This window comes from Pasteurella oralis (assembly GCF_042681465.1).
GTDB classification, from domain to species: Bacteria; Pseudomonadota; Gammaproteobacteria; order Enterobacterales; family Pasteurellaceae; genus Pasteurella; species Pasteurella oralis.
Window position 1 is genome coordinate 328,217 of the sequence record NZ_JBHUFP010000005.1, and the last position, 24,379, is coordinate 352,595.

Below are 24,379 nucleotides of genomic sequence, written 5' to 3' on the forward strand. Positions count from 1 at the left end.
CATTTTTCTTTATTTATCAAATAGTTATTAAAAAGGTTTCTATACGCAATGCTTACGTATAATCATACGAAAAAGCCTGATTTCTATATAGAAATCAGGCTGTTAAAGGAGGATAGCAGCTCTACTTATAAATAGTTAACTTCGATAATCTCAAACTCGACCTTTCCACCCGGTGTTTGAATCGAAACAACATCATCTACTTCTTTTCCGACTAAACCACGAGCAATAGGCGAATTAACTGAAATTAATCCTGCTTTAATATTGGCTTCATCATCACCTACAATCTGGTAAGTCACTTCTTCTTCTGTATCAATATTGAATAAAATCACTGTCGCACCAAAGATCACTTTACCATTATTCGGTATTTTAGTGACATCAATAATTTGGCTATTTGCTAGCTTTCCTTCAATCTCTTGAATCCGTCCTTCACAGAATCCTTGTTGCTCACGGGCAGCATGATATTCCGCATTTTCTTTCAGATCACCATGCTCACGTGCTTCTGCAATCGCTTTAATAATTTCTGGGCGACGCGTATTCTTTAAGAAATCAAGTTCTTGCCTTAATTGCTCTGCTCCACGTATAGTCATCGGAATTTGTTTCATAATATGTTGTTCTTCCCTTTTTAGATAAAAACAAAACCACAACATTGTAGCCACAATGCCGCAGTTCAATTAAAAGTGATTGATTACGAGAAAAGGATTTACTCTCGAAGATTCAAATACTATTATTGTTCGTCTACAAAAAAATAGCAACTATTCGGACCAATTATGTATAAAGCACCCTCTTTTTCCACCGCACTTTTCTCAAAAGCACTGAAAAGTTCACTTTTCATGTTGGCGCTATTTTCTAGTAATCAGCTCGCTGCCAATGTCAATATGACGGACATTGCAGCACACCTACCTGAAGGTACCAATCTCGCCTTCATCGCTAAAAATTTAGAAAACGATCAGATAATTGTTGAACATAACGCAACAACTTTTATGTTGCCAGCCAGTACTCAAAAAGTACTGACTGCATTAACCGCGAAATTGGCGTTAGGGGATCAATTCCAATTTGAGACTAGTCTATTGACGAATGGTAAGATACAAAATAATGCGCTAACAGGCGACTTAATTATTCGTTTTACAGGTGATCCCGATCTAACCAGCGGACAACTGTATAACTTACTTACTCAGTTAAAAAAGCAGCAAATTACTAAAATTAAAGGTGATTTAATTTTAGATACTTCGGTATTCACCAGCCATGATCGTGGCTTAGGCTGGATCTGGAACGATTTAACGATGTGCTTTAATGCTCCACCAGCAGCAGTCAATATTGATAATAATTGTTTTTATGTAGAACTCGATGCAAACCAACCTGTGGGTGAACAAGCAAAAATTAATATTCCGGTGCAATATCCAGTACAAGTTTTTGGGCAAGTTTACATTGCGGGTCCAAAAGAAGCAGGCTACTGCCAACTTGATGCAGTCGTATTAGACAATAATCGTTATCAACTTAAAGGCTGTTTATCACGTAAAAGCAAACCGTTTGGCTTGAGCTTTGCTATTCAGGATCCGAATGCCTACGCGGCAGCCGTTATTCAAAGGAACTTAAAACGTCTGGGCATTGAATTTAATGGCAAAGTGAAACAACCTTATCAACAACAAAAAGGACAGCTACTTGCCCAACATTTATCAAAACCGCTCCCTGATTTAATCAAAAAAATGATGAAAAAATCTGATAACCAAATTGCAGATGCGTTATTTAGGACTATTGCCTATCACCATTATAAACGTCCCGCTTCTTTTCCATTAGCAAGCCAAGCCATGCGTCAAATCCTACAAAGCAAAACGGGAATTAAATTAGGTAACGTGATGATCGCCGATGGTTCTGGACTATCACGCCATAACTTGATTTCCGCTCAAACATTACTGCAAGTTTTAGATTATATTGCTAAAAATGAAACCGCACTGAATTTACTTGATACGTTCCCAATTGCAGGTGTAGACGGTACTTTACTGGGTAGAGGTTCGTTTATTAACGAACCACTAGTTAAAAACGTTACTGCTAAAACTGGCGCATTAAAAGGGGTCTATAATTTAGCTGGTTTTATGACCAATAAACAAGGTGAAAAAATCGCATTTGTCCAATTTATTAATGGCTATTCAACGGGTGATTTTGAACAAAAAACCAAACGTGCACCATTAGTACAATTCGAAAGCAGTATTTATAACGCAATTTATCAGGATTAATATGCAAGTTAAACAGCTTTACCTTTATCCAATTAAATCAACGCAAGCCTATCAAGTTGCTCAAGCTGTAGTCCAAGTGCAAGGGTTAAATTTTGATCGTGAATTTATGTTAACAGAAACAGATGGTAAATTTATAAGTGCACGAAAAGATCAAACACTCTATCATTTCTTTGCGTTGCCTATTCCTTTAGGACTACAAATCCAGCACCAAGACGGTGATATGCTCATAGTACGTTACTGTGATTTTCAACAGCAGTCTATTGCTGACGTCTGGGGTAGTCATTTTCCAGCTTGGGTTGCGAGTGAACAAATTAATCTGTGGTTTAGTGAAAAAATCGGACGAAAAGTCCAATTACGTTGGATTGGCGAGCAATCACAGCGATACACTAAACGCTTACCTGACGCGCCTGTTTCTTTCGCAGATGGCTATCCCCTTTTGCTAACCACTCTGGCTTCTTTTGCAGCAGTTCAAGCACAATGCCCTTCTCCAATCAAAATGCTGCAATTTCGCCCGAATATTGTAATTGATGCTGAACAACCCTTTATTGAGCAAACTTGGAAGAAAATCAAAATTGGCGATGTACTATTTTTCAATGTTAAGCCTTGTACACGCTGTATTTTAACGACTCGCGATCCTGATAGTAATACCATTGATGCTAAAATGGAGCCCTTTCGCACCTTAAAAAAGATCAATGTAAATGCAGAAGGTCAGCCTTTGTTTGGGATTAACCTTATCCCGCTCAATACAGGGATCATTCGCCTTAATGATAAAGTTGAAATCATTGAATAAATACAAGCGTTGGGTGCAATAAGGCACCCACGTTTTTTCTCAAATAACATCTAACTTAGTGATAATACAAGGCTACAGCCCTCATTTACATTTTTAACTTAACCCTAATGACCTCTTAAAACTCTGATCATTATTCTAAAATACCTTAAATAACATAAAATTAAGCATTAATGCCATGAAATAAACCAATTGCAAAATTTTGTCAAAATTGACCGCACTTTTAGTTGTCTTAAAAGTTATCAAAAGTAAAATTTGATCTAGCGCACAAATTTTAATGATTCAATTTTTTCAACTACTAAAAATTTTACTTATTTATAAATAAGTTATTCCATGTCAATAATTCAAGTGAAAATTTACTGCTTGAATTTTAGTTGCTAGCACATTATCTTGTATCCAACTTTTCAATATATAACTATATCTTGTGTTTTCACAACTCCAGCAATAGGTCAGCAACATGAATAAAGCATTGATGGTCACTAAGCGTGACGGACATCTTGAACCAATCGATCTTGATAAAATCCACCGTGTTATTACTTGGGCTGCAGAGGGACTAGATAATGTTTCAGTTTCTCAAGTCGAACTACGCTCACATATTCAATTTTATGAAGGTATTCGCACTTCCGACATTCACGAAACCATCATCAAAGCTGCCGCTGACTTAATTAGTAAAGAAAGCCCAGACTATCAATATTTAGCCGCTCGCTTAGCCGTATTCCATTTGCGTAAAAAAGCCTATGGTCATTTTGATCCGCCTCGCCTTTACGATCATGTTAAAAAATTAGTTCGTATGGGGAAATACGATCCTGCCTTGTTGACAGACTATACCCGCGAAGAATGGGATGAAATGGATAGTTATCTCGATCATTGGCGTGATATGACCTTCTCTTATGCGGCGGTCAAACAACTCGAAGGTAAATATTTAGTCCAAAACCGTGTAACAGGGGAAATCTATGAATCAGCACAATTCCTCTATTTATTAGTAGCTGCGAGTTTATTCTCTAAATATCCTCAAGAAACGCGTTTGGATTACATTCGTCGTTTTTATGATGCGACTTCAACGTTCAAAATCTCATTACCAACTCCAATTATGGCTGGTGTTCGCACGCCAACTCGCCAATTCAGTTCTTGTGTGTTAATTGAATGTGGTGATAGCCTTGATTCTATTAATGCAACAGCATCTGCGATTGTGAAATATGTTTCACAACGTGCGGGTATTGGCGTAAATGCAGGTGCAATTCGCGCGTTAGGCAGTCCAATTCGTGGCGGTGAAGCCTTCCACACTGGCTGTATTCCATTTTATAAATATTTCCAAACAGCCGTTAAATCTTGTTCGCAAGGCGGCGTGCGTGGTGGCGCAGCAACAGTTTACTATCCAATCTGGCATTTAGAAGTTGAAAGTTTATTAGTATTAAAAAATAACCGTGGTGTTGAAGATAACCGTGTTCGTCACATGGACTACGGCGTACAATTAAACAAATTGATGTATCAACGTTTAATTAAAGGCGGTGATATTACACTGTTTAGCCCATCTGATGTGCCAGGATTGTATGAAGCTTTCTTCGCTGATCAAGATAAATTTGAACAGCTTTACTTACAATATGAACAAGATCCGTCTATCCGCAAGCGCGCGGTAAAAGCCGTTGAGTTATTCTCACTGCTTATGCAAGAACGCGCTTCAACAGGACGAATTTATATTCAAAACGTGGATCACTGTAATACACATTCACCATTTGATCCGACAGTCGCGCCAGTGCGTCAGTCTAACTTATGTTTAGAAATTGCCTTACCAACGAAACCATTACAACATTTCCATGATGAGAATGGCGAAATCGCTTTATGTACATTGTCTGCGTTCAACTTAGGTAAACTAGATAATCTAGATGAATTAGAAGGACTTGCAGATCTTGCAGTACGTGCCTTAGATGCTTTGCTCGATTACCAAGATTATCCTATCCTTGCTGCGGAAAAAAGTTCACTTGCTCGTCGCTCATTAGGTATCGGTGTGATTAACTATGCTTATTACTTAGCGAAAAATGGTGTGCGCTATTCTGATGGTAGTGCTAATGACTTAACCCACCGCACTTTTGAGGCAATTCAATATTACCTGTTGAAGGCATCAATGAATTTAGCCAAAGAAATTGGTGCTTGTGAATACTTTAATGAAACCACTTATTCACAAGGTATTCTACCAATTGATACCTATAAAAAAGACATTGACAACTTAACTAAAGAACCATTGCATTATGACTGGGAAACTTTACGCAAAGAGATTCAAGAATTTGGTTTGCGTAACTCAACATTAACTGCGTTAATGCCTTCTGAAACGTCATCACAAATTTCTAACGCGACTAATGGTATTGAACCACCACGTGGTCATGTCAGTGTGAAAGCATCAAAAGATGGTATCCTTAAACAAGTTGTCCCTGAATACGAAACCTTAGGGGAAAACTATGAGTTATTATGGGATTTACCAAACAATGATGGCTATCTACATTTAGTCGGTATTATGCAAAAATTCGTTGACCAAGCGATTTCAGCCAACACGAACTACGATCCACAGCGCTTTGAAGATGGTAAAGTGCCAATGAAACGTTTATTAGGCGATTTATTAACCGCTTATAAATATGGCTTAAAAACCCTTTATTATCAAAATACACGTGATGGTGCAGATGATGGTCAGGAAGATATTGATGATGGCTGTTCAGGCGGTGCTTGTAAAATCTAATTGACGATAAAACAATCTAACCTACTGAAAGTGTGGTTCTTTTAATCAAAGGATCGCACTTTTTTAATTCTTTTTTGAACAACTTTTGTTAGTTTTTTCTTCTCTGATGAATATCTGATTCTAGATGTTAAATTTGTTTACATTTCATTTTCAACATTTAAATCCAATAAATCCATTTTCAACAAAATATTATTCCAGTATTATTCTATTTAATCGTCCAAATAAAGCATTTATCCCTATTGACTCAAGGCAATATTTCATTATATTTCTAAATCCTAACATTTTTTTAACTAAAACTAACAAAAACAAAGGTTGCAATTATGACAACATCATCTCAAAGTCGCGAAACGTTCTCTGGACGTAAAGCGTTTATTTTTGCGGCAATTGGTTCTGCCGTTGGATTAGGAAATATCTGGCGTTTTCCTTATGTGACTTATGAAAATGGCGGTGGTGCCTTTATCATCCCTTATTTAGTGGCGTTATTAACCGCAGGTATTCCACTGTTATTTTTAGATTATGCAATCGGTCATAAATATCGCGCCTCTCCTCCACTTGCTTTTCGTAAGTTAAATAAAAACTTTGAAACTTTTGGTTGGTGGCAAGTGATGATCAATGTCATTATCGGTATTTACTATGCCGTTATTCTTGGTTGGGCAGCCTCTTATACCTTCTTCTCATTAAATAGCGCATGGGGTGCTGATCCTGCCAGTTTCTTCTTTAAAGATTATTTACAAATGGCTGAAGGTGTATCAGTTAGCCTTGATTTCGTTGGTAGTATCGCTGGACCATTAATTGCCGTATGGTTTTTCATCTTAGTGATCTTAGCATTAGGGGTACAGAAAGGGATTGGTAAATCAGCCTCGTTCTTCATGCCATTATTAACTGTCATGTTCGTCATTTTAGTTATCACTGCACTTTTCTTACCGGGTGCGACAAAAGGCTTAGATGCGTTATTTACACCAGACTGGTCTAAATTATTAGAACCAACTGTTTGGGTTGCTGCTTATGGGCAAATTTTCTTCTCACTATCAATCTGCTTTGGGATTATGATCACTTACTCTTCTTATTTGAAAAAACAAAGTGATTTAACCGGTTCTGGTTTAGTGGTTGGTTTTGCGAATAGTAGTTTTGAATTGCTTGCTGGTATTGGGGTATTTGCCGCATTAGGTTTTATGGCAACAGCGGGCGGTAAAGAAGTCAGCGAAGTAGCAACATCAGGCATTGGCTTAGCCTTCATTGCTTTCCCAGCAATTATTGACCAAGCACCTTTTGGGGCGGTGATTGGCGTCTTATTCTTTGGTTCATTATTATTTGCTGGTATTACCTCTTTAATGTCAATCTTAGAAGTGATTATTTCCGCAGTACAAGATAAATTAAGATTGCGTCGTTCTATTGCCACGGCTGCAGTCTGTACCCCAATGGCATTGGTTTCAATCTTATTATTTGGTACAACAACAGGTCTACCTGTATTAGATGTATTAGATAAATTTGTTAACAGCTTTGGTATCGTTGCAGTAGGTTTAATGGTGATTTACGCTATCTTGATCAATGAATCCTTATCTGGTTTAGCAGCACATATTAACGAAACATCTTCTTTTAAAGTTGGCGTAGTATGGCGTGTATTAATTGGTACGGTTACTTCAACTGTTCTTGTCTATATGTTATTTACTGAAATCAATAAAGTCGCAACAGAAGGTTATGGCGGTTATCCAGATTGGTTTGTTAACACATTTGGTTGGGGAATGGCAATTGGTTTAGGGATAATTGCCTTCTTACTATCACGCTTACCTTGGAAATATTTAACTGATTCAACAAAAGGAGATAAATAATGAGCAGTAGCGCAATTATCATGATGTTAGTCGCATTGGCTATTATCTGGGGCGGCTTAATCATCTCTGTTTTGAGATTACCAAAAGAGTAAAAAAAAACAGACCGCACTTTTAATCAGCACCAATAATGGTGCTGATTTTTTCTGTCCCCACTATAACAACATTTTATACCTCTCTGTTAAACAACTCAGTCTATTTTATGATTAAAAACAATCAATTACGTTTTCTATCCGATTCAATTTAGCTTAAACAAATGAGAAATATTGTCATTTCGCTAGCTTAAATTTTATGACTTGGGTAAAATAGCCATCGTCTATTAATTTCATCAAAAGTGCGGTAAATTTTTACCTACTTTCATCATGGAGAAAACAAAATGGCTTATACAACATTTTCACAAAATAAGAACGATCAATTAAAAGAGCCAATGTTCTTTGGTCAAAACGTGAACGTTGCTCGTTATGACCAGCAAAAATACGAAACTTTTGAGAAATTGATCGAAAAACAACTTTCTTTCTTCTGGCGCCCTGAAGAAGTCGATGTTTCACAAGATCGCATTGATTATCAAGCATTACCAGAACATGAAAAGCACATTTTCATTAGTAATTTAAAATATCAAACTCTTTTAGATTCTATTCAAGGTCGTAGCCCAAACGTTGCATTATTACCCTTAGTTTCTATTCCAGAACTGGAAACTTGGATTGAAACTTGGACATTCTCTGAAACAATCCACTCTCGCTCATATACGCATATTATTCGTAATATCGTCAATGATCCTTCTGTGATTTTCGATGATATTGTGACCAACGAAGAAATCATCAAACGTGCTAAAGACATTTCGGCTTACTACGATGATTTAATCCGCGACTCCCAGCTTTATACACTCTATGGTGAAGGGACTTACACGGTTGATGGACAAGAATGTGTGGTGACATTACGCAATCTTAAAAAACAACTTTATCTCTGTTTAATGAGCGTAAACGCGCTTGAAGCAATTCGTTTCTATGTTTCTTTTGCTTGTTCCTTTGCTTTTGCAGAACGTAAATTAATGGAAGGTAATGCAAAAATCATAAAATTCATCGCACGTGACGAAGCGTTACACTTAACAGGTACCCAGCATATTCTGAATATTATGGCGTCAGGTCAAGATGATCCTGAAATGGCTGAAATCGTAGAAGAATGTAAACAAGAAGCTTATGATTTATTCGTGGCTGCTGCTGAGCAAGAAAAAGAATGGGCAGACTATTTATTTAAAGATGGTTCAATGATCGGCTTAAACCGCGATATTCTGGTTCAATATGTTGAATATATCACTAATATTCGTATGCAAGCTGTTGGCTTACCATTACCATTCCAAGCGCGTTCAAATCCTATCCCATGGATCAACGCATGGTTAGTCTCAGATAACGTGCAAGTTGCCCCACAAGAAGTGGAAGTGAGTTCTTACTTGGTAGGTCAAATTGACTCTAAAGTCGATACTAAAGATTTTGGTGATTTCGATCTCTAAAATTGACTAAAAACAGACCGCACTTTTCTCTATAAAACAAAAGTGCGGTCTTTATTTATCAGAAAACAAAGAGATGAAACAAGTTTATATTATTCATGGCTATACAGCCTCAGCAAACGCACATTGGTTCCCTTATTTAGCGCAACAACTCAGCAAAACGGATATTGCTTGTACCTGTCTTAATATGCCTAATCCAATGCAACCTGATACAGCAGAATGGCTTGCATATCTCAAGCAACAGTTACAATTAACTAAACAAACGGTTATTATTGGACATAGTCTAGGTTGTATTGCAGCACTCAACTTACTTCTCAGCCAACAACAGCCGATATTAAGTGGCATCTTTGTCTCTGGTTTTAATCAATCTATTCCACACTTAGCCGAACTCAATCCCTTCATTGACACTTATCAGGCTCTGTTAGCACAAAGCAAACTCAATCCAAGCCAATTGTTTCGCCAAACGCCTTGCACTATCGCGGCATACGATGATCATATTGTGCCACATCAGTATACTGAGACACTAGCAACAGCACTACAAGCTGATTATATTCGTTTACAAAGAGGAGGACATTTCCTCGATCGTGAAGGTTGGATAGAATTTCCTCTCGTATTACAACACATTCAAGCACGCTTTAAAAACGAATGAAAATTCATCTTATCCACAGTCAAATTACCCTTGAATACGATAACCAACTCTCTCTACTTTCTCATTTAGAGAACAATGGGATTTTTCATGAATACCAATGCCGTTCTGGCTATTGCGGTTCTTGTCGTGTCAAAATAAGAAAAGGCAAAGTATCTTATAAAGAACCGCCCCTTGCTTTTATTCAACCTAACGAAATTTTACTTTGTTGTTGCCAAGTCGAAGAAGATCTGGAAATTGAGATGTAGGTTGTCCCTCCTTGACAAAAGTCGAAAAAAATATACCGCATTTTATGTGTAATAATCTTAGCTAATACACTAGCAAATCTAACTCAAATAATTATCAGCGCGGGTCCAGCTATAAACCCATTGATGAATCATCATAAGCACTACATTGCAAACTCAAAAGGCAAGGCATTAAAAATATCTTGCCTTGCCCTTAATAAATTTAGCCTATTTTCTTTTAAGTGAGTTTTTGTAATTTGGCTGGAATTCCCTGTCTTACTGCCGAACCACACACCCAATCCACCCATGGAGAAACAATTTCTTTTGTGTTATCTAACAAACCTAAATCATTAATATTTACTCCACGTTTAATTTGTGGATGCCCTGCGATTTGCTTACCATCAATCATATAGCTTGTCGCTCCTAATTGTTTATGACCATAGCCATGCTCAATCGCAATAGTGCCTTTTATCACACCATCCATCACCACCAGTTGGACATTTTGTTTACCGCCCGGTGTCATCAACGCAACAAGATCACCATGCTGCAATCCCTGTTGTTTAGCATCTTGCTGGTTGATTGCCACAATGCCATCAGGCTTAATACTATGCAATCGTAATAACGGTGCAGTAATACTACTCATTAAATTTGATTTAAAAGAAATCAATTTAAATGGCCATTCTTTTGCTGGGTAATGACTTTCTAAACTGGAACCATCCGCAAACTGTGGTTCAAAATATTTTGGGCAACCATGATAATGCTGACCGGTTTGCGCATGTCTGGCCTTGGCTACCGTTTCGTTCCAAATTTGCAAACAATTTTTCCAACGTACTTGCATATTATCGTCTTGCCATGCGCTGTGATAAGGCGCAAAACGCCCCCCTTTACAATACACATTGGCGACTTTTAATACTTCTTCTGGTTTTAAGGTTTGTTGTAACTTAGGCATTAAACGTTGTACACCGGTCAACAACAAATCTTCCTCGCTCGCGTCATTCACTGGTGCTTTTCCATCATAAGCAATATTTGCTGCGGCGCGTAAAAAATAATCTTCACTACAATTAAGTGAATAACTATTTTTTTGTTTATCCGTAATCGCATTATCACCAAAACCCGGTAAATCCATTGCCTTTGCAATCGCAATAATAAAATTTTCCATGCAAACCACATCACCACTCGCAGTTTTCGTATTTTGTGATTGGATCACTGGCCAACGTGCAGTGCTGGTCTTTGTCGGTACGCCTGCCCATGGTGTACTAAATCCCCAGCTCTCAAAATTATGCGTATCTGGCACAATATAATCTGCCAATGCTGTGGTTTCATTCATAAATGCATCAACGGCGATAAACAAAGGTAAAATTTTTGGATCACGTAATTTGGTTTTAGCCACATGATGAATGCCTGTCATACCATAAATTGGATTACTCATATGACTAATCCAAGCTTTAAGCGAATAAGGATAACCTTGTAACGCAGACGTAATCATTTCAGACATTTGCCCACCCGCAAAAGGATACCATGACGCTTTAGCTGGATAAGGTGATACACCTTGTTCTACTTTGCGCTTAAATTCGCTTGATTTCTCATAGGCTTTTTTACTGCGTGCTAAGTTAGTTCCTTTTGGTTGCACCATGTCTGGGAAATTAGCTAAATCATAGCGCGGTCCACCACCAAAATCTTTGAACTTACCACCCGTCATGCTCATCCCACCTTTCTTGTTCATATTACCGACCATAGCATTCAGTAATAAAATTGCCCAAGCAGTGTAAAACCCTGTACCATGCATGGTGCCACCATGGGTAATCGCAGCAGCTCGATGACCATGTGAGGTAAATTCTTTGGCTAAATTGATGATCATGTCAGTCGGCACACCACAATGAACTGAATAGGTATCTATACTATGTTCAAAGCAAGATTGTTTAAATAATTGCATAGCTGACTTTGCTAAGACTTGTGAGCCATCTTTGAAAGTGAGCAAATCTTCTACAAAAATGACCGCACTTTCACAATCTTTAGCAGCAATAAATGTCCCTGTTTGCTGATCTTTAACCACAATATCGCCATCAACTGGCTTTTCAGGTACGGGCATATCAACAAGATCCTGTAAGCGAATAGCTTGTCCATAACGTTTATGCGTTGGATCCGCAATAAACAAATGTGTCGCATTACAAAAACTGACCTCACTCGCTTTTTGCATAGCTTCTTCACTCGGTATCGCTAAATAAGCTGCGTTATAACGTTCATGTTCAATAATCCAACGCAACATCCCTAAAGATAACGACAGATCTGTGCCTGGAATAATCGGTACCCAGCGATTTTGTTTTACCGCTCGGCTATTGGTTAGCTCTAAGCGTGGTGCAACCACGACATAATCAAAATTGTCTTCTGTACGTTGTTTGGCTAACTGTCGTGCTTGGCGCTTGAATGGATTACCCGCTTGAGCAGGCGATGTCCCCATGAACAGAATAAATTCAGCATGATCCCAATCTGGTTTAGCATGTGAATTATTCACTAGATCATTCATAAATGCGCCTGAACCTGCACGATAAGACAAACCACAAAATGAACCATGGGAAGCAAAGTTAATCGTACCAAAGCTATTATTAGCAAAACGTTTTAATAAGGGCTGACGTCCTTCTGGTCCAGCAAAAGTCACCATCAATTGATTCACTTTCGCGCCAAAATCTGGATTCTCGGCATCAACTGGCGTTTTCAAATCTCGAATCGCTTTTAGCCCTTCCACATGTCCTTCGCCAAACAGATCCCCACCATTCACGACTTCATCCACTAATTGCTCAAAGCTAATCGTTTTCCATTTACCTTCACCACGTTTTCCCACTCGCTTTAATGGCTGAGTAATACGATAAGGGCTATTAATACCTTCTAAAAAAGCTGCCCCTCGCGCACAAGCCGTTGAACGATGTGCTAGACCATTTTCGCCCGCCACACTGAGTTCTGCTTGCTGAATAGATTGATTAAAATCGAGATATTGATCTGCTGATAAAGGATGATATGGGTTGCCATTAATACGCAATACTTGATTTTTTTCTAAATCGACTCTTGCACGTAAACCACATAAGGTCCAACATCCCATACATTGAGTATTACATACCACTTGCTGGCTATTGCTAACGACTTGACCATTTTTAACCTGATATTCAGGTAATAATGCATTACCATTAATTTTATCTAAAGTCGCTTGCCCTGATGTGCCTTCAATTAAACCTGTTGCAATCTCTTTTACTTTTGGTGAATAACCCGTCACAAAGGCTGTTGCTGTGCCTAAGGCTAATCCGCCCTTTAATAAATTACGTCGTTGGTTATTCATATTTTCCCCCCGTAAAATCCATTTGCGATAAAGCTGAACGCAATAGTTGCCATAACAAGATGCCAATAAAAAGCCATAAACTAAATACCGATACAATGCCAATAGTACCGTCAATATGCCAAGTGAGATGATAAGGATTCATTAAAGCGTTATATTTCGCCACACTTTGCACTTGAATTAATAAAATCCAACGTACTAGCCAAGTAAAACACAATGCAACTAACAAACGAATAATGTTCAACAACAATGAATGTGGTAAATAAATTAGAATAGATAATGCCACTAAGCATATAACTGCCAACATTGGCATTGAACTAAAATGCCAAAGTTGAGTTAATTGAAATGCGGTCTGCTCTGACCAAGCATACAGACCGCCCAAAGTCCCTATAAAAATAATCAAACTCATCAAAATAAGATGAGAAAAGTAAGTTGGCATTGATTGCTGAGTAAAACACGCAATAAAAAAGCGACAAAGCAATAATGCCGTCGGGAATGCACTGAATAAAATCAATGGCATTAGCCCATAGTGATGCCATAAAGGACGTGCTTCGATAACAAACACTTCCATTGTGGTATACACTAAAATCAAACATGCCAATAACAACGAAAAGAACCGAAAAACATTCGTCCACATTGACAAGTTGAAATTTCCCCAATAAACAAAATGGCAAAATTTAGGCAGTTTGTATGAGGGAATCACTTGACGTAATAAACACCCCAAATAGCCTACAACTGCTAGCGTGAATAAAGGTAAAAAAATTGCGCCCCATGCCATCCATGACCATGGTGTCAAGTTTACATAAAAATGCATAATGCGGCTCGGCTGATGAAGATCCGCCGTTAATGCAATAGGAGCAACAATGGCACAGCTAAGTGCAATCGTAACGGCAATGAATTCATGATATTGGTTTTTCTCAACTCGATTGATTAATAGCCCAACAAATACACTGGAAACAGATAAACCAATAAAAAAGAAATAGCTCACAGCCCAAGGTAACCAAGCAATTGCTTGTGGTTCAACGAGGATTTCACGAATGATCATAAATTTGCCTCCTTACCTTGCCATAACATGGGTTGCCCTTGTACTTGATGAACAAAAGCTTCATCTAAACCTAAATAAAACACATGCGGAACCGTGCCTGAATCAGGTTTTAATACTTTCAACTCACTTTTATGTTCTACGACCATTTTACTGATCGTGCTATTGGGATCGTTTAAATCACCAATCACACGTGCTCCTCCTACACAACTTTCAACACAAGCAGGGAGCAGTCCAACTTCAAGACGATGAGTGCAGAATGTACATTTGTCCGCAGTTTTTGTTTCTTCATTAATAAAACGAGCATCATAAGGGCACGCCTGAACACAATAGGCACACCCAATACAACGTTCATTATTAATCACCACAATACCGTCTTTACGCTGATAAGTGGCTTGCACTGGGCAAACTGGCACACAAGGTGGGTTATCGCAGTGATTACATAATCGAGGTAATAACACATTATTGACCACTTGATTTTCATCAACCACCTCATATTGACGCACTGTTGTTCTAAACTCACCTATCGGTGTTGCATTCTCTATCCCGCAACTCACGGTACAAGATTGACAACCGATACAACGACGTAAATCCACCAACATTGCATAACGATGCGCGTCATTTCCTTCACGTCTAGCAGGTTGAAACTGACTTTCTGCCTGACTAAAAGGAATAAACGCCTGCCCCACACTTAACACAGATAAATTTTTTAGAAAAACTCGCTTACTCATTTCCATAGTGGTGTTCCTTTTAGTTATTATCATTCACTCAATTGAGTTATGACTTTTTTTAGCGTATTGTTAAGGAAGGTCAATGAAAAAACTATTGTGGTTTTCCACATAAAAAGTGAGTGAATTTGATTTCAATCAAGAAAAAGGAAGAAATGTGAAAAAGTGCGGTCAGTTTTTAAAAATTTTCATCTTACTCATCGGACTCTTACCCTGTCTCGCGTTTTCGCAGCAATGGAAAATTGGTATTTTGGCGCAACGTGGCGTCGCCCATACCCATGCGAAATGGCAACCTTGGATTGATTGGCTAAACCAACAATTTGAATCACAACATCAATTCTCGTTAGTCACCTTAGATTTAAACGATTTAATCGAAGAACAAGCACAAGGGGTTGATTTCGTTTTAACGAACCAAGCACAATTTTTCTACCTCAATAATAATCAAGTCAGTTGGCTAGTTACCTTAAGATCTCCGCGTCAAATTGAGCATGCCACAATGGGGCGTATTGGCAGTGCTATTTTAGTACGCCAAGATAGTCCATTTTATCAATTGACCGATCTAAAAAATAAAACATTAAGCGCAGTTGGTAGCAATGCATTTGGCGGATTCTTACTCGGATATAATGTCTTATATCAACATGGCTTAATTGAAAATAAAGATTTCCAATTAAAATATACTGGCTTTCCTGTAGATAATACTTTGCTTTTATTACAAGAGAAAAAAGTCGATGGTGCTATCGTACCAGCCTGTATTTTAGAAGATCTCGATCGCGAAGGTGTGATTAAACAAGAAGAATTTCGCTTACTCGCAGGCAAAGAAAATGCGTTAGGATGTTTAGCCAGCACTGAATTATTACCTAATTGGTCATTAGCCGCATTACCACAAGTCCCCGTAGATTTAACCTCTAAATTAGTCAGGCTTTTACTTAGCGAAATCCCAATGCACTTACCACAATGGACACCGCCTTATTCCACGTCACAAGCAGATACTCTCTTACGTAGCTTATACAAACATCCAAAACAAAACTTATGGCAAAATACTAAACATTGGTTTCAACAATATCGTGGTTGGATCATTTTTGGTAGTTTACTGCTGTTACTTAACTACCTTTGGATCAGTTTTCAAATTCACCGCAAAAGTAAAGCATTGCAAAAAGCCTATCAAGACATGCGCCAATATGAACAACAATTAGTCCAAGCTGACCGATTAAGTATTTTAGGCGAAATGAGTACCGGTATTGCTCACGAGATAAATCAGCCCCTTTCCGCCATTCGTATGTATGTTGAAGGTGTTAAATATCAACTGAATCAGCATCAAACGCAACAAAATACGATTGAAATTCTTGATAAGGTCCTATTACAAGTCGATCGTAGCGCAGAAATCATTCGTAATTTGATGAATTGGGCAAAAGGCAAAACAGACGACAAAACAGAATGTGTACAACTGCAAAAATTGTTGCAACGTATTATGAGTTTTATGACATTACAACATCATAAACAACCTCACATTTATTTAACTTGCCCTTCTTCGCTTCATATTGAAGTCAAAGTCACTATCCTAGAACAAGTGATTTGTAATTGCTTGCTTAATGCCTCACAAGCCAATGCCAGCGAAATTCAAATTGCAGTCAAACAGGAAGATGCCTTTATTTACATTCATATTCTAGATAATGGCTCAGGCTTTACACCTGCTGAATTGAAATTTCCTTTTGTCCCATTTAGAACCAGTAAAACAAATGGCTTGGGTTTGGGCTTAGTTTTATGTCAACGTTTAATTCGCTCAATTGAGGGCGAAATTTCTTTACGCAACCGTACAACACAATCTGGTGCGGAAGTGATTTTAAAATTACCAAATAAAAAGGGGGAAATATGTTAATTCATCTGGTTGATGATGATTTAACAGTACTAGATGCGGCTTGTTTTTTATTAGAACAGGCTGGTTATCAAGTACAAAGCTGGTCAAATAGCCAAGAATTTGTCGATAACGTGCCATTATTTGAACAAGGCATTGTGCTATTAGATATGAAAATGCCACAGTTAGATGGCCATCAAGTCCATCAATTTTTGCAACAAAAACGCAGTACACTTGCGGTTGTAATTATGACAGCACATGGTGATGTGCCAATGGCAGTGCAAGAATTAAAACAAGGTGCGGTGGATTTTTTACAAAAACCCGTGCAATTCAGTCAATTACAATCTGTATTAAAAATAGCTGCAGAAAAAACACAAGCAAGTTATGAACGCTATAAAATTCAAAGCTGCTATACCCTACTCAGTAGAAAAGAACTCGATATACTTGAATTATTAATTCAAGGTTGTATTAACCGGCAAATTGCAGAAACGTTAAATATTTCAGTACGTACAGTCGAAGTTCATCGTTCACACATTATGGAAAAAATGCAGGCGCAAACCATTGCAGAACTTATCTATAAAACGACACAACTTGAAAGTAAAAAATAAGGCAGCATTTACGCTGCCTTATCTCTCTATTTGATAAATTATAGATTATTTAAATCTAACACATCTGTCATATCAAATAATCCACTTTCTTTATTGGCAAGCCATGTAGCGGCGCGTACTGCGCCTTTTGCAAACGTCATGCGGCTAGTGGCTTTATGCGCAATTTCAACCCGTTCACCAATATCAGCAAACCAAACACTATGTTCACCAACAACATCACTCGCGCGAATAGTAGCAAAACCAATTTCATCACGTTTACGCTCACCTGTAATCCCTTCACGCGCAAACACGCCATGCGTTTTTAAATCACGCCCTAAGGTTTTTGCAATATGTTCTCCCATCGATAATGCCGTACCTGATGGTGCATCTACTTTGTGACGATGGTGTGCTTCGATAATTTCAATATCGCAATAATCGCCCATCACTTTGGCTGCTTTTTCTAAGAGTTTAAAGACTAAATTTACGCCTACACTAAAATTTGAAGCAAAAACAACTGCTGTTTTTTGTGCGGCTTGCCTAATCTGCGCCTTACCAGCCTCATCAAATCCTGTGGTTCCAATCACAATCTTCTTATGCTGTTCAACACAAAATTGCAGATGGTTTAATGTGCCTTCTGGACGTGTAAAATCAATTAATAAATCAAACTGATCTTTTTGACTGATAAGATCATCAGAAACCATAATGCCAAGCTGACCAATCCCCGCTAACTCGCCTGCATCTGTACCAATTAAAGACGAACCTCGACGTTCAAATGCCGCCCCTAAAGTTACGCCTTCCGCTTCTGACACTGCTTGAATTAGCTGACGTCCCATTCTGCCACCCGCACCTACTAAGGCTATCTTTAATGTCATATTCTTTCCTTCCTATCTAAGTTTAGCTGTTATCAATCTCACTCGATTTTCACATAAAACTTTTCTTTTTTCCACCGCACTTTTTCTTCTTTTCTCAAGCAAGAACGTAGTAATAAAAGCGTCTAACAATTGATCATGATCTATTAATTCATCATTTTTTATCTTATTTAAATGTTTAATAGATTCATTTCAATTAAACCGTTACAAACCAAATAAGCGCCAAAGAGTAGAAAAATGATTCCAGCCAGATTATCAATATAACGGCTATATGTGCTATAAAATTGCTTTGCTAAATTGCGTGAAAACAGAATTGAAACCATATAAAAATAAAGGAAAGTTTCAATCACAATGATAAAAAGTGCGGTCAAAATTTGCCAAATTTCAGTTAAATTAACCAACACTAACGACATGACGCTGGCAAAATAAATAATTGCTTTTGCATTAGACAGATTTATCAACAACCCTTTGATAATTTCTTTTGTAATCGTCGTATTTTTATTTAACTGTTGATCAGAAGGCTGCTCAAACACGACATTAGTCCGACTATTCACCATTAACCAACCTAAATAAGCTAAATAACCACCACCTAAGCACATGATTACCCCATGCAAAAGAGGGATAGTAGTAAATAAAAGCGCTAAACCGAGTATTGAAGCCAATGCCCAAAACAATACGCCTAACGTAATACCAATCACACCACAAACAGCATTACGCCGTGAGTTACTAGCGGCTAATCGGCTCACATAAAAGAAATCAGGACCTGGGGTGATCAAACCAAAAAAATGTACGATCATTAAGTTAAGCATGGTATTTCCTAACAGAAAAGGCGTAAAAGAAAAATGACTAAAATTGCATATATTGCAGCAAGCACATCATCTAACATAATACCAAAGCCACTTTCTAATTTATGATCAAAATAACGGATAGGATAAGGTTTCAAAATATCAAAAAAACGGAAAAGACCAAATGCCACCAAACACCAAAAAGGCGATAATACTGGTATTGCCAGTAAAACGAAAAAGATACCAACAATTTCATCCCACACGATTGCACCATGATCATGCACCCCCATGTCATCTGCCGTCTTTTGACACAGATAACAGCCAAGCCAAAAGCAAAGTACACTCAAAATAAAGAAAAAACTGTAGTTTAAATACTGTAATAAAAACCAACCTAATAAAAGTCCAACCACACTGCCCCATGTACCAGGTGCTGGACGGATTAAGCCAGAACCAAAGCCAACAGCTAAAAAATGGATAGGATTACGGAGATTAATGTGCTGCAGAGGTGATGTCATTTTTATTCATCCGAGTCAAAATGATCGAAGCCAGATTTAATATCCAATTCAATGGGTACGCCATTACGTTCAAATTTAATCCGTTTTTTATTTTGTGGACTAATTGCACGCACTTGTCCAACGCAAGTATATTCCACGCCAATATAGGCTAAAGCGCGTTCTAATTTTGCTTTATTACTATCAGGCACCGTAAAACATAACTCATAATCTTCACCACCTGTTAACGCAAATTCTTCTGCTTGTTGTAAGCCAACTATACTGACCAGGTGTGAGGAAAGTGGCAATTTATCCACATCAACTACTGCGCCACATTGGCTACGTTCAAGAATATGTCCCAAATCAGCAACAAAACCATCAGAAATATCAATTGCCGCATTAGCCAATGAAGAAACTGCTAATTCAAGCCCCAATAAAACGCGAGGTGTTGGACGAAGATGACGTCGGATTAAAAATTCTTGAGCAGAATTGACCGCACTTTTGCCCGATAATAACAATGACAAACCAGCAGCACTATCACCTAAAGTCCCTGATACATAAATCCAATCACCGACTTTTGCACTATGACGGCAAAGTGCTTTACCTTTCGCAATAATACCGTGGGCTGTTATGGTGATCGACAAAGGTCCTTTCGTTGTATCGCCGCCAATCAAATCGACATTGTAATGATCAAGCACATCAAAAAAACTCTGGCTAAATTCACTTAACCATTGTTCATTGACCTCAGGTAAGGTGAGTGCAAGCGAGAGCCAAGCTGGTTCTGCTCCCATAGCAGCAAGATCACTTAAATTAGTCGCCGCAGCTTTATAGGCTAAATCTGCTGGACTGATTGTTGGCAAAAAGTGAGTATTTTCTACCATTGTATCTGTTGTAATCACCAAACGCTGATTTTGTCGCAATTCAGTAATTGCACAATCATCGCCAATAGACACAATGACATCTTTACGGGCAGTTCGTTTTGATGAGGCAGTGAAATAACGTTGAATTAAATCAAATTCGCCATTACTCATAAATCACCTCTAATAATACTTATTTACGAGATAATGCAGGCGCAACTTTATCCAAAACACCATTGACATACTTATGGCTATCTTCCGCACCAAACACTTTCGCCACTTCAATTGCTTCATTGATTACAACTTTATATGGCACATCTAATTCAAATTTCAATTCATATACCGCAAGACGTAAAATCGCTTTTTCAATTGGGTCAAGTTCATTGATATCACGATCTAAATAAGGATTCATCGTTTCATCAACTAATTCTACATTTTCAGCGGTTTGACGAAATAGCTTACGAAAATAAGGCACATCGACACCTTTTAAATCTTGATCAGCCACAAAAGCCAATTCGATTTCAGCTGGTAAATTTTGCGATATATACCAAGAATATAAAGCTTGTACTGCACATTCTCTCGCCCGACGACGCGGAGACACTTTTTTTTCTACTTTTGGTTCTGTCATCTGAATTACGCCGCGTCAATTTGAGCTAGTAAATTTACCATTTCTAAAGCGACTAACGCTGCTTCAGCGCCTTTATTACCCGCTTTAGTACCTGCACGCTCAATAGCTTGTTCAATGTTTTCGGTGGTTAATACACCAAACGCAACAGGAATTTCCGCGCTCATCGCGACTTGTCCTAATCCGCTACTTGCTTCACCAGCCACATATTCAAAATGTGCTGTTCCACCACGAATAACCGTACCTAAAGCGACAATCGCATCATACTTTTTTGTTTCAGCTAAGCGACGAGCCACTAAAGGTAACTCATATGCACCTGGCGCACGAACTAAAGTAATATTCTCTTCTTTAACTTGACCAATGCGTTTTAATGCATCTAATGCACCTTCTAATAAGCTCTCATTAATAAAGCTATTAAAACGCGCAATCACGACTGAAATTTTCGCATTTGGTGCAGCTACTGTACCTTCTAACACTTTCATATTATTTCCTAATCTACAATTAATGGATAAAATCGGTTGCGAATTTTAACACAAAATTTTTATTCAATCAGTAGTTATATTTAGGCATTCATTAGCGAGTAATCAGCCTCTATCTGAACTAATCACTATTAATGTAAAAAAAATAGTGACATGACATTTTTTACGTTAGAATGATCGTTTCTTATTTATTCAAACATTGAGAGTTATTATGCAAAATAAAACCTTTGGAAGTGCGTTGTTAGTTGCAGGTACCACAATCGGTGCCGGTATGTTAGCTATGCCGCTGACATCAGCAGAAATGGGCTTTACCTATACATTAATTCTTTTATTTACCTTGTGGGGACTCCTTTCTTATAGTGCATTACTATTCGTTGAAGTCTATCAAAAAGCAGAAACCAAAAATGCTGGCATTGCCACATTAGCAGAACAATATTTCGGTTTACCGGGGCGCATTGTGGCAACTTTTGCACTTATTGTTTTTATGTACGCAATTTTATCTGCTTATGTCACAGGCGGAGGCTCATTACTAGCAGGAGTTCTACCTTTCTTAGGCGAACATGCGCAACCTATTTCAATTGTGTTATTTACGGTTGTACTAGGTGTATTTATTGTGATCAGTACTGGCGCAGTTGATATGCTAACTCGTTTATTATTTTCAGTAAAACTACTTGCTTTTGCCTTAGTCCTCATTATGATGCTGCCACTCGTTAGCAGTGATAATTTATTAGCGATGCCGCTTAAAGATTTCCTAATTATCTCGGCTAGTCCTGTTTTCTTTACCTCGTTTGGCTTTCATGTGATTATTCCAAGTATTAATAGTTATCTAAATGGTGATATCCGACGCTTACGTATTGCTATTATTATGGGTACGGCTATTCCATTAGTGGCTTATATTATTTGGCAAATGGCAACACATGGTGTATTCCCACAAACCCAATTTGTTGAAATATTAAACACTGATCCAACGCTAAATGGCTTGATTACGGCAACTTATCAAGCCACTGAAAGTACTCTAATTAGCTCTGCAATGCGTTTATTTTTTACTCTTGCATTAATTACTTCTTTCTTAGGTGTCGCACTTTCACTTTTTGATTGCTTATATGATTTACTCAAACGCGTAAACATCAAGACAAATCGTTTTTCTTTGGGTCTACTGACATTTTTACCACCGCTTATCTTTGCGCTGTTCTATCCTGAAGGTTTCGTTATGGCATTAGGATATGCAGGTCAAATGTTTACATTTTATGGTTTAGTTTTGCCTGTTGGGATGGCGTGGTGTGCAAGAAAACGTTACCCTGAATTACCATATCGAGTCATAGGTGGTAATATCACGTTATTAGGTGCATTAATACTCGGTATTCTCATTATGAATGTCCCTTTCTTAATCAAAGCTGGTTATTTACCGGCGGTTATTGGTTAAACTATTTTTTATAAATTGGATCCAGATTTTATTGGGCAAGCTTGTTTGGTTTGCCTCTTTTTTATTTGTCTATGCTAAGAAACCATTTTTAATGATATCACTAATGAACAAACGAGTTTTTTACTTGCAAAAACACATATTACGATCGCAGTAAATCCAACAGTTGACGGGCATAAAGAAAAGTGCGGTCAGTTTTTGTTGAGTTTTGTACAACTACCTAAGCAACTGACCGTGCGCTTTATTAAAATGTATGATTAATAATCAACGAATGGCAAGGTAATCAACAACACTGGTAATAATATGATATCCGTCGCCAAAGCCACTGGCGTTGCGGCAATTTTAGTTAATAATAATGAACCATCAATATTTGTTTCGGACTCCAATGTATTGATAGAAACAGGAAGTGTTGTTTCAAATTGATATTCGAGTTTAATATTTTCCGCTTTTTTATATATTTCACCCTCAAAATAATACTCTTTTGCATAAATTTCAGGCTTACTTGTTTTTCTAAAACCTAACTCTCTGACAATTTTAATCTCTCGTTCCGTTTTAGGCTGGTAATGAAGCCACAAAGAATCTGTAGAAAATCCCTTAGCGCTCTTCGTTAAATTGATGCGAATAGGCTTATTTGCTTTGGTATTAAAGGCTTTTGGTAATTTGGTATTAAGTAACGTTTGCAGCTGCTCAGTTTGTTTTGGGGAAATAAAATACCAATAGCTGTCGCCTATCATGACAATCTGTTGCTTGTCTTTCGTTCTACCAAAGGCGCGAATAGTATCTTTAGCAATTTCTTTCGCTTTAATGCCAGTAGAGATAATATCGCTTGAACCAGGAATAAAACTGCTGTTTTGCCCCCCAGCCCATAGCCCTGCTGTACAACCTGAAAGCGTAAAAAAAAGAGAAAAGGCGAAAATACGTAAAATGTGTTTGAATTTCATAAATTGCTCCTTAGTGAATAAAAGTAGCTATATAAAAATGGTCAGTTGAGTTTAAATGATGGAACATATTAAACCATATCTGACCGTCTCCCTAAAATTTTTGCTATTCAATTGACTTCTGAACGCTATATGACTTACTAAGCCTATAACCAATAAAGTATGTTAAATCGTTCACTTTGGCACGCAACAATCAAATAAAAAACAAATTATTTAATAGCTATCATGTCATTCATTTTATCTTGTTCAAACAAGCCCTTTGTAGAAAATCAATAGAATAAACCTCTGATTAAATTTGCAACGATGATAGCAAAATAGTTCTTAAAAAACTATGGGTTATTACATTATGATTCAACAGATAAATGAACAGACTATATACGTTAATTCACAAGCCGTTAGAAAGCCACCCACAATAGGGCTTTACTTGAAGATGAA

22 protein-coding genes are annotated in these 24,379 nt (G+C 37.7%); 11 read left to right on the top strand and 11 right to left on the bottom strand.

Translation table 11 applies throughout. The features are described 5' to 3' along the window. Positions 1–125: 125 nt before the first annotated feature. On the bottom strand, positions 126–602 hold the full coding sequence (gene greA / locus ACFSAV_RS05520; protein ID WP_101774879.1) for a transcription elongation factor GreA: 477 nt from the start codon (positions 600–602) through the stop codon (positions 126–128). 165 nt (positions 603–767) lie between these two features. Between greA and dacB the strand changes: the two genes are divergently transcribed. The 8 genes from dacB (at position 768) to yfaE (ending at position 9,970) form a co-directional block, all read left to right on the top strand. Then, positions 768–2,231, top strand: a complete 1,464-nt coding sequence (gene dacB, locus ACFSAV_RS05525; protein ID WP_101774878.1) for a serine-type D-Ala-D-Ala carboxypeptidase — start codon at positions 768–770, stop codon at positions 2,229–2,231. Position 2,232: 1 nt separating this feature from the next. Beyond that, positions 2,233–3,021: an MOSC domain-containing protein gene (locus ACFSAV_RS05530; RefSeq protein ID WP_379097158.1), complete on the top strand. Its 789-nt coding sequence runs from the start codon at positions 2,233–2,235 to the stop codon at positions 3,019–3,021. A gap of 454 nt (positions 3,022–3,475) precedes the next feature. Next, a complete protein-coding gene (gene nrdA, locus ACFSAV_RS05535) occupies positions 3,476–5,746 on the top strand; it encodes a class 1a ribonucleoside-diphosphate reductase subunit alpha (RefSeq protein WP_101774876.1) in 2,271 nt (756 codons plus the stop codon). A gap of 320 nt (positions 5,747–6,066) precedes the next feature. Then, the gene (locus ACFSAV_RS05540) at positions 6,067–7,575 is read left to right on the top strand and encodes a sodium-dependent transporter (protein WP_379097161.1); all 1,509 of its coding nucleotides are present in this window, start codon (positions 6,067–6,069) and stop codon (positions 7,573–7,575) included. Beyond that, entirely contained in the window at positions 7,575–7,667 is a 93-nt protein-coding gene (locus ACFSAV_RS05545) for a methionine/alanine import family NSS transporter small subunit (protein ID WP_379097164.1), read from the top strand. The genes ACFSAV_RS05540 and ACFSAV_RS05545 overlap by 1 nt, the downstream gene beginning before the upstream one ends. Positions 7,668–7,948: 281 nt before the next feature. Continuing rightward, positions 7,949–9,079 carry a class Ia ribonucleoside-diphosphate reductase subunit beta gene (nrdB, locus tag ACFSAV_RS05550; RefSeq protein ID WP_101774873.1) on the top strand — a complete coding sequence of 377 codons (1,131 nt, stop codon included), beginning with the start codon at positions 7,949–7,951 and terminating at the stop codon, positions 9,077–9,079. 73 nt (positions 9,080–9,152) lie between these two features. Continuing rightward, positions 9,153–9,725, top strand: coding sequence for an RBBP9/YdeN family alpha/beta hydrolase (locus ACFSAV_RS05555; protein WP_379097167.1), 573 nt, complete (start codon positions 9,153–9,155; stop codon positions 9,723–9,725). Further along, entirely contained in the window at positions 9,722–9,970 is a 249-nt protein-coding gene (gene yfaE / locus ACFSAV_RS05560; protein WP_101774871.1) for a class I ribonucleotide reductase maintenance protein YfaE, read from the top strand. Before ACFSAV_RS05555 ends, yfaE begins: the two co-directional genes overlap by 4 nt. 214 nt (positions 9,971–10,184) lie before the next feature. Here the strand turns inward: yfaE and ACFSAV_RS05565 are convergent, their stop codons facing one another. From ACFSAV_RS05565 to ttrB, 3 genes are read right to left on the bottom strand one after another with little or no spacing between them, the layout of a single operon-like run. Then, the gene (locus tag ACFSAV_RS05565) at positions 10,185–13,274 is read right to left on the bottom strand and encodes a tetrathionate reductase subunit A (RefSeq protein WP_379097170.1); all 3,090 of its coding nucleotides are present in this window, start codon (positions 13,272–13,274) and stop codon (positions 10,185–10,187) included. Then, positions 13,267–14,316 carry an NrfD/PsrC family molybdoenzyme membrane anchor subunit gene (gene nrfD / locus ACFSAV_RS05570; protein ID WP_379097173.1) on the bottom strand — a complete coding sequence of 350 codons (1,050 nt, stop codon included), beginning with the start codon at positions 14,314–14,316 and terminating at the stop codon, positions 13,267–13,269. Before nrfD ends, ACFSAV_RS05565 begins: the two co-directional genes overlap by 8 nt. Then, on the bottom strand, positions 14,313–15,050 hold the full coding sequence (ttrB, locus tag ACFSAV_RS05575) for a tetrathionate reductase subunit TtrB (protein ID WP_379097176.1): 738 nt from the start codon (positions 15,048–15,050) through the stop codon (positions 14,313–14,315). The genes nrfD and ttrB overlap by 4 nt, the downstream gene beginning before the upstream one ends. 148 nt (positions 15,051–15,198) lie before the next feature. Here ttrB and ACFSAV_RS05580 point away from each other — a divergent pair, with 148 nt between their 5' ends. Next, positions 15,199–16,917, top strand: coding sequence for a sensor histidine kinase (locus ACFSAV_RS05580; RefSeq protein ID WP_379097178.1), 1,719 nt, complete (start codon positions 15,199–15,201; stop codon positions 16,915–16,917). Further along, on the top strand, positions 16,911–17,501 hold the full coding sequence (locus ACFSAV_RS05585) for a response regulator (RefSeq protein ID WP_379097181.1): 591 nt from the start codon (positions 16,911–16,913) through the stop codon (positions 17,499–17,501). The genes ACFSAV_RS05580 and ACFSAV_RS05585 overlap by 7 nt, the downstream gene beginning before the upstream one ends. A 38-nt stretch (positions 17,502–17,539) precedes the next feature. Here ACFSAV_RS05585 and dapB read toward each other — a convergent pair whose 3' ends face one another. The 6 genes from dapB to ribH form a co-directional block, all read right to left on the bottom strand. Next, a complete protein-coding gene (gene dapB / locus ACFSAV_RS05590) occupies positions 17,540–18,352 on the bottom strand; it encodes a 4-hydroxy-tetrahydrodipicolinate reductase (RefSeq protein WP_379097184.1) in 813 nt (270 codons plus the stop codon). A 167-nt stretch (positions 18,353–18,519) separates the two neighbouring features. Continuing rightward, positions 18,520–19,158 carry a homoserine/threonine efflux transporter gene (locus tag ACFSAV_RS05595; protein ID WP_379097187.1) on the bottom strand — a complete coding sequence of 213 codons (639 nt, stop codon included), beginning with the start codon at positions 19,156–19,158 and terminating at the stop codon, positions 18,520–18,522. A gap of 8 nt (positions 19,159–19,166) precedes the next feature. Next, the gene (locus ACFSAV_RS05600) at positions 19,167–19,649 is read right to left on the bottom strand and encodes a phosphatidylglycerophosphatase A family protein (protein ID WP_379097190.1); all 483 of its coding nucleotides are present in this window, start codon (positions 19,647–19,649) and stop codon (positions 19,167–19,169) included. Positions 19,650–19,651: 2 nt separating this feature from the next. Then, a complete protein-coding gene (thiL, locus tag ACFSAV_RS05605) occupies positions 19,652–20,656 on the bottom strand; it encodes a thiamine-phosphate kinase (protein ID WP_379097193.1) in 1,005 nt (334 codons plus the stop codon). Positions 20,657–20,675: 19 nt separating this feature from the next. Continuing rightward, complete coding sequence (nusB, locus tag ACFSAV_RS05610; RefSeq protein WP_379097196.1) at positions 20,676–21,110, bottom strand: transcription antitermination factor NusB; 435 nt, start codon at positions 21,108–21,110, stop codon at positions 20,676–20,678. A 5-nt stretch (positions 21,111–21,115) separates the two neighbouring features. After that, a complete protein-coding gene (gene ribH / locus ACFSAV_RS05615) occupies positions 21,116–21,589 on the bottom strand; it encodes a 6,7-dimethyl-8-ribityllumazine synthase (RefSeq protein WP_379097199.1) in 474 nt (157 codons plus the stop codon). A 208-nt stretch (positions 21,590–21,797) separates the two neighbouring features. On the opposite strand from ribH, the gene ACFSAV_RS05620 reads away from it, so the two are divergent. Beyond that, positions 21,798–23,009 (top strand): aromatic amino acid transport family protein, encoded by a 1,212-nt coding sequence (locus ACFSAV_RS05620; RefSeq protein ID WP_379097201.1) that lies wholly within the window; start codon positions 21,798–21,800, stop codon positions 23,007–23,009. Positions 23,010–23,263: 254 nt separating this feature from the next. Here the strand turns inward: ACFSAV_RS05620 and ACFSAV_RS05625 are convergent, their stop codons facing one another. After that, the gene (locus ACFSAV_RS05625; RefSeq protein WP_379097204.1) at positions 23,264–23,947 is read right to left on the bottom strand and encodes a YidX family protein; all 684 of its coding nucleotides are present in this window, start codon (positions 23,945–23,947) and stop codon (positions 23,264–23,266) included. Positions 23,948–24,379: the final 432 nt, after the last annotated feature.

Coding starts and splice junctions, on each gene's coding strand:
- nusB (WP_379097196.1), bottom strand. CDS start 21,110: ATGACAGAACCAAAAGTAGAAAAAAAAGTGTCTCCGCGTCGTCGGGCG.
- ACFSAV_RS05620 (WP_379097201.1), top strand. CDS start 21,798: ATGCAAAATAAAACCTTTGGAAGTGCGTTGTTAGTTGCAGGTACCACA.
- thiL (WP_379097193.1), bottom strand. CDS start 20,656: ATGAGTAATGGCGAATTTGATTTAATTCAACGTTATTTCACTGCCTCA.
- ACFSAV_RS05600 (WP_379097190.1), bottom strand. CDS start 19,649: ATGACATCACCTCTGCAGCACATTAATCTCCGTAATCCTATCCATTTT.
- ACFSAV_RS05585 (WP_379097181.1), top strand. CDS start 16,911: ATGTTAATTCATCTGGTTGATGATGATTTAACAGTACTAGATGCGGCT.
- ttrB (WP_379097176.1), bottom strand. CDS start 15,050: ATGGAAATGAGTAAGCGAGTTTTTCTAAAAAATTTATCTGTGTTAAGT.
- ACFSAV_RS05625 (WP_379097204.1), bottom strand. CDS start 23,947: ATGAAATTCAAACACATTTTACGTATTTTCGCCTTTTCTCTTTTTTTT.
- ACFSAV_RS05545 (WP_379097164.1), top strand. CDS start 7,575: ATGAGCAGTAGCGCAATTATCATGATGTTAGTCGCATTGGCTATTATC.
- nrdA (WP_101774876.1), top strand. CDS start 3,476: ATGAATAAAGCATTGATGGTCACTAAGCGTGACGGACATCTTGAACCA.
- ACFSAV_RS05565 (WP_379097170.1), bottom strand. CDS start 13,274: ATGAATAACCAACGACGTAATTTATTAAAGGGCGGATTAGCCTTAGGC.
- greA (WP_101774879.1), bottom strand. CDS start 602: ATGAAACAAATTCCGATGACTATACGTGGAGCAGAGCAATTAAGGCAA.
- dapB (WP_379097184.1), bottom strand. CDS start 18,352: ATGACATTAAAGATAGCCTTAGTAGGTGCGGGTGGCAGAATGGGACGT.
- nrdB (WP_101774873.1), top strand. CDS start 7,949: ATGGCTTATACAACATTTTCACAAAATAAGAACGATCAATTAAAAGAG.
- ACFSAV_RS05595 (WP_379097187.1), bottom strand. CDS start 19,158: ATGCTTAACTTAATGATCGTACATTTTTTTGGTTTGATCACCCCAGGT.
- nrfD (WP_379097173.1), bottom strand. CDS start 14,316: ATGATCATTCGTGAAATCCTCGTTGAACCACAAGCAATTGCTTGGTTA.
- dacB (WP_101774878.1), top strand. CDS start 768: ATGTATAAAGCACCCTCTTTTTCCACCGCACTTTTCTCAAAAGCACTG.
- ACFSAV_RS05540 (WP_379097161.1), top strand. CDS start 6,067: ATGACAACATCATCTCAAAGTCGCGAAACGTTCTCTGGACGTAAAGCG.
- ACFSAV_RS05555 (WP_379097167.1), top strand. CDS start 9,153: ATGAAACAAGTTTATATTATTCATGGCTATACAGCCTCAGCAAACGCA.
- yfaE (WP_101774871.1), top strand. CDS start 9,722: ATGAAAATTCATCTTATCCACAGTCAAATTACCCTTGAATACGATAAC.
- ACFSAV_RS05530 (WP_379097158.1), top strand. CDS start 2,233: ATGCAAGTTAAACAGCTTTACCTTTATCCAATTAAATCAACGCAAGCC.
- ribH (WP_379097199.1), bottom strand. CDS start 21,589: ATGAAAGTGTTAGAAGGTACAGTAGCTGCACCAAATGCGAAAATTTCA.